Annotated in this window: 5 protein-coding genes; all 5 read right to left on the bottom strand. The window is 65.1% G+C overall.

Annotation, left to right across the window (positions count from 1 at the left end):
• Window positions 1-736, bottom strand: a 736-nt coding sequence (locus T281_RS16450; protein ID WP_037242044.1) for an alpha-D-ribose 1-methylphosphonate 5-triphosphate diphosphatase, incomplete at its 3' end; no start/stop codon positions are given.
• A 67-nt stretch (window positions 737-803) separates the two neighbouring features.
• Window positions 804-1,508 (bottom strand): phosphonate C-P lyase system protein PhnL, encoded by a 705-nt coding sequence (gene phnL / locus T281_RS16445; RefSeq protein WP_155955319.1) that lies wholly within the window; start codon window positions 1,506-1,508, stop codon window positions 804-806.
• Window positions 1,508-2,287: a phosphonate C-P lyase system protein PhnK gene (phnK, locus tag T281_RS16440; protein ID WP_037242042.1), complete on the bottom strand. Its 780-nt coding sequence runs from the start codon at window positions 2,285-2,287 to the stop codon at window positions 1,508-1,510. Before phnK ends, phnL begins: the two co-directional genes overlap by 1 nt.
• The gene (locus T281_RS16435) at window positions 2,280-3,140 is read right to left on the bottom strand and encodes an alpha-D-ribose 1-methylphosphonate 5-phosphate C-P-lyase PhnJ (RefSeq protein WP_037242041.1); all 861 of its coding nucleotides are present in this window, start codon (window positions 3,138-3,140) and stop codon (window positions 2,280-2,282) included. The genes phnK and T281_RS16435 overlap by 8 nt, the downstream gene beginning before the upstream one ends.
• The coding region (locus T281_RS16430; protein ID WP_037242038.1) for a carbon-phosphorus lyase complex subunit at window positions 3,137-3,971 on the bottom strand (835 nt) is incomplete at its 5' end. The genes T281_RS16435 and T281_RS16430, both read right to left, overlap by 4 nt.

The raw sequence follows: 3,971 nt of genomic DNA, 5'->3' as shown, positions 1-3,971 counted from the left end.
TCGCCTCGTCCACATGCGCGGCCGTGGCGTCGTCATGGCTGGCGAGCGGCACACCGCGCCCATGCGCAGCCTCGACCACGTGCCGCCGGTTGCTCGCTGAATAAAGCTCCGCATCGCGCCTTCGCGTGCGCATGAACTCCCCAAGCTCCGCATCCGTCATCTGAAACTTGCCCTGATAATATTCCGCGTAGCGCGCGCCATCGACAAACTGGCGCTGGCCGGGCGTGTGGTCCATCACCGAAATGAGCCGAAGCCGCGCGTTGCCAATAAGCGGATCGAGAAGATCCGGAAGCCCGGGATAGCTCACCTCGCAGCGCCAATGGAAATAATGGTCGATCTTCAGCGTGCCCGCCGTGATGTGGTCGTCGATGGCCTGGGCGATCTCCGCCACCATGCCGGAGCGGGCCGAACGCGAATGCACCTCGCCCACGCAAATGGCATTAAAAACGGTGGTGATGCCCGAAGCGGCCAACTCCCGGTCGTCCGAAAGCGCGGCGGAGCGCACCGGCCAGGCTGCGCCGGGACGCGGCATCATGTGACGCTCGATATTGTCCGTATGAAGCTCGACGAGGCCGGGCAGGATGAGATCGCCCTCGCAGTCGATGGCGGCGGCCAGATGACTCACCCCTTCGTCGATCCCCGCGATAACGGCACCTTTCACGGTGAGGGTGCCTTTCACCACGCGGTCCGCGAGGACGATGCTGGCGTTGGTAAGGATAAGCTCGTTCGCGCTCATGTCGTATCAGTCCTGCTCGATGCCGGAGCGCTCGCCGCTATCACGGACGCGCTCCAAGTTGTTCGCTCTATGCCGCCGCCGAGAAATGCACGGCGTCCACGATCCTGTCGGCGATGGCGTCGCGAACATCCTCATCGTGAACGATGGCGATGATTGCTGCGCCGCCGCGCTTCCTCGCGTTGATGAGATCGACGACCACCGCGCGGTTTTTCGCGTCGAGCGAGGCTGTCGGTTCGTCGAGAAGAAGGAGCGCGTAGTCGGGGAGAAGCCCTCTCGCGATGTTCACGCGCTGCTGTTCGCCGCCGGAAAATGTGGAAGGCGGCAGGCCGAACAGGCGCTGTGGCACATTTAGCCGCGTCAGCATGGCCGCAGCCTTGTCGCGGGCTTCGTCACGGGAAGCACCGCGGGCGACGAGCGGCTCGACCACAACGTCGAGGGCCGGCACGCGCGGGACAGCCCGAAGGAACTGGCTCACATAACCGATGGTCTCGCGCCGGAGCGCCAGAATGCGACGCGGTGATGCCTGAACGAGGTCTTCCGCCTCGCCGCGATGGCACACGACGATGCGGCCGCTATCGCAGCCATAACTGCCGTAGATCATCTTCAGCACCGAAGACTTCCCCGCACCGGACGGCCCGACGATCACGACGCATTCGCCCGCGCGAACGTCGAACGTCACGTTGACCATGACCGGCAGCGTCACGCCGCCCTGAAGGTGCATCGTGAAGCTTTTCGACACGCCGGAGATTTCGAGAACGGGTTTCATTGGCATCAGGCCGGAAGGATCGAGGACACGAGAAGCTGCGTGTAGGGTTCGCGCGGATCGTCGAGCACGCGGTCGGTCAGCCCGCTCTCGATGACCTCGCCCGCCTTCATCACCATGATGCGGTGAGACAGGAGACGCGCGACGCCGAGATCGTGCGTGACGATCAGCGCCGACAAGCCGAGATCGACCACGAGGCCGCGCAACAGGTCGAGGATGCGGGCCTGAACCGACACGTCGAGGCCACCTGTTGGCTCATCCATGAAGATCAGGCGCGGGCCGGTGACGAGGCTGCACGCGATCTGAAGGCGCTGGCGCATGCCGCCGGAAAAAGTGTCCGGCGTGTCGTCGAGGCGCGCTTCATCGATTTCCACCCGCGCGAGCCAGCGCCCGGCTTCTGCGCGAATATCGCCGTAATGGCGGGCGCCCGCGCTCATGAGACGCTCGCCGATGTTGCCGCCTGCCGAGACGCTCATGCGCAGGCCGAACGACGCGTCCTGATGGACGAAGCCCCAGTCCGTGCGACGAAGCACGGCGCGCTCGGCGTCGGTCAGGGCTGCGAGATCGCGCAAGCTCCCGTCGCGCATGCGGTACGACACGGTTCCCGCGTCGAGATCGGCTTGGCGGGTGAGAAGGCGCAGCAGCGTCGACTTGCCGGAGCCGGACTCGCCGACAATGGCAACGACTTCGCCCGGATAGAGGTCGAAGCCGACGCTGCGGCAGCCGAGGCGGCGGCCGTACCATTTGGTGACGCCGCGAGCGGACAGAAGCGGCGCATCGTCAGTCATGCGGCTTCTCCCCCGCGCTCGCAGTTTCGCGGCGCTTTTCGCAATAGTCGCTGTCGGAGCAGATGAACATGCGTCCGCCCTTGTCGTCCGTCACCACTTCGTCGAGGAAGGTGTCGTCCGCGCCGCACAGCGCGCAGGTTCCGCTCTGGCGATAGCGCTCGAAGGGGTAGTCTTCGAAGTCGAGCGAGACGACGCGCGTGTAAGGCGGAATGGCGTAGATGCGCTTCTCCCGGCCCGCGCCGAAAAGCTGGAGCGCCGCGCAATCGCTGATCTTCGGATTATCGAATTTCGGCACAGGCGACGGGTCCATCAGGTAGCGCCCCGCCACCATGACCGGATAGGCGTAGGCCGTCGCGATATGGCCGTGGCGCGCGATGTCTTCGTAGAGCTTCACATGCATGAGGCCGTAATCCGCCAGCGCGTGCAGGCGGCGCGTCTCGGTTTCGCGCGGTTCGAGAAAACGCAGCGGCTCGGGGATCGGGACTTGATAAACAAGGATCTGGCGGTCGGAGAGCGGTGTTTCCGGAACGCGGTGGCGCGTCTGGATCACGGTCGCGTCCGTGGTGGCCGTGGTCGTCTTCACATCCGCTACCTTCGCGAAGAACGCGCGGATCGAGACCGCGTTCGTCGTGTCGTCGGAACCCTGATCGATCACCTTCAGCACATCGTCGGGGCCCAGGATCGCGGCCGTGACCTGAATGCCGCCGGTTCCCCAACCGTAAGGCATCGGCATTTCGCGGCTCGCGAACGGCACCTGATAGCCGGGGATCGCGATCGCCTTCAGGATCGCGCGGCGGATCATCCGCTTCGACTGCTCGTCGAGATAGGCGAAATTGTAAGAGGCGGCGCTCATTCGGCGTCCTCCTTCGACGCGTCCGCGCCGCCCTCGAAACTCGCACGGATCTGGCGCAAAAGGCCAAGCTCGGATTGGAAATCCACGTAATGCGGCAGCTTCAGATGCTCGACGAAGCCCGTCGCCTGCACATTATCCGAATGCGACAGCACGAATTCCTCATCCTGTGCGGGCGCGCGCGCCTCCTCGCCGAGTTCGCCCGCGCGCAATGCCCGATCCACGAGCGCCATGGACATCGCCTTGCGCTCCGAATGCCCGAAGGCGAGGCCGTAACCGCGCGTGAATTGCGGCGGCTCTGTATCGCGGCCCTTGAACTGATTGACCGTCTGACATTCGGTGACGGTGATCGTGCCAAGCGGTACCGCAAAGCCGAGTTCCTCGGCAAAAAACTCGACCTCCACCTCACCCATGCGGATTTCACCCGCGAAGGGGTGGTTGCGACCATAGCCACGCTGCGTGGAATAGCCGAGGGCGAGAAGAAAGCCCTCATCGGCGCGGCTGAGGTTTTGAAGGCGGACGTCGCGCGACGCAGGAAACGTAAGCGGGTCGCGCGTGATGTCGCCGGGCCTGTCGGACGGGTCGGCCTCTGGCGACGGTTCGATCAGGGCTTCGCCCGCGAGGATATCGGTGACGCGGGGCGTCGGCTCGCGCTCGGTCTCGCGCGGCGCTTGTTCGGGCGGCAGCGGGGCTGCGGGTTCCTCCAGCAGCCGATGCGTGTAATCGAAGGTCGGGCCGAGTATCTGGCCGCCGGGCAAGTCCTTGAACGTGGCGGAGATGCGCCGCCGGATCTCCATGCGCGCGGTGTCGAGCGGCTCGCTCGCGCCGAAGCGG

Origin of the sequence: Rhodomicrobium udaipurense JA643 (assembly GCF_000636015.1) — a bacterium.
Lineage (GTDB): Bacteria > Pseudomonadota > Alphaproteobacteria > Rhizobiales > Rhodomicrobiaceae > Rhodomicrobium > Rhodomicrobium udaipurense.
Note: the sequence above shows the minus strand (reverse complement) of the source record. Positions and strands in the feature narration are given on the sequence as shown.